The organism is Paenibacillus sp. P4_A7 (assembly GCF_056402455.1).
Genome location: NZ_JBFUHJ010000761.1, coordinates 1 through 1,403 on the forward strand (window position 1 = coordinate 1; position 1,403 = coordinate 1,403).

At 38.0% G+C, this 1,403-nt stretch carries 1 protein-coding gene and 1 pseudogene; one reads left to right on the forward strand and one right to left on the reverse strand.

Going from position 1 to position 1,403, the window contains the following annotated elements; translation table 11 throughout:
* A partial coding sequence (locus AC1DWN_RS33750) for a helix-turn-helix domain-containing protein (protein WP_477563186.1) occupies positions 1 to 773 on the forward strand: 773 nt, incomplete at its 5' end.
* Positions 774 to 860: 87 nt separating this feature from the next.
* On the opposite strand, the pseudogene AC1DWN_RS33755 reads toward AC1DWN_RS33750, so the two are convergent.
* A pseudogene (locus tag AC1DWN_RS33755) lies at positions 861 to 1,403 on the reverse strand (hypothetical protein); the annotation flags it as partial.

Consider the following 1,403-nt stretch of genomic DNA (forward strand, 5'->3'; position numbering starts at 1 on the left):
AGAGAACACTAGGTCTTTCTCATTATCGTATTAAATACGGACATTCGTGCCTTCTAACACAACAATCTATGAATAAGACGAAGTGGTCAGATTTCAATATCAATACCGCTTCTGTACATCATTTCCTAGAATGTATTCAGAMAGTGAAATTAGAAGAGGCTAAAACTGCCTATTGGAATCTGATTCAGGAACTGACAGACTGCAGTTACAATATCATCATGTTTACGTTATCTCATTTGTCCTCAAGCATTTTTAATATGGTGAACCTTATGGAGAAAAATGGAACTGTTTCCTTTGGTCTTGATTTCGTTTCTTTTGACGACAAGTTTAAATCCTTTGAAGTGTTCGACCAAATTAATGCAGAGTTCATTGCCCTAATAGGGGAGATTGTAGGCAAAATTGAACAAAACCGAAACGAGAAATCGGACATTGTCGTTTCCAACGCAATGCGATTCATTGAAACGAACTATATGGACAATTCCTTATCCTCGAGTACAGTAGCTGATCAATTTAAGTTAACTTCTGCTTATTTAGGTAAACTGTTCCGTGAGTATTCTTCTCGATCTATCGCCGACTACATATCTGAAATCCGTTTAATGAAAGCATCGGAAATGCTCAAACAATCATCGTTGAATGTAGATGAGATTATCGAAAAAATTGGCTGGGAAAACAAAAAGCATTTCTTCACCTTGTTTAAAAAGCGCTTTGGAACAACACCTACAGAATATCGACTTAAATCCAAAGTCAGCGATATTAAGGAAATAATACAATAAGAAAATGATTTCTACAGTCATTAAAAAAGGAACAACCGCCGAAAAAATCTGACGGCTGTTCCTTTTTATTTTCGTGAACTTACATTCTTACATTTCAAATAGAAACTCGGATATCATCTCCCGCTCCAACTGCATGCGATTCAACACGATTCGGTAGAACGGATTTCCTATCTTATATTGTGAATCTATCGAAACGTGCTCGACCTCCCATTGCCACTGCTCCGGATCGTAGATCAATGTCACAGCATTCATCAGTATTCGCCCGGAAGCTGTCTCTAGAGGCAGGACGGAGCTTATGAAAATCTCTTGAAAGGATTCAGGTGTTTTATTAAAAAGGGTTTTATCCTTAATAACCAAATGCGGAGTCATATCCACTGGACGATTCCATACAAATTCACGAGTAAGGAGTTCTAATGAAGGACATGCATAAGCTTTCGTTAAATCCATCATAAGTTGAAGATGATCATCAGATTTTTGGCTGGATACAATCTCAGAACAATATGATTTTCCAAAACCTTGTCTGCAACCATCAACGATCGGAACGGAATGCCCATGAGATCCTGCATTGATCATCTCGTACCGATAGCTAGGTTGGAAATATTGCTTCGTATAAAGCCCTATCCCTAGGTC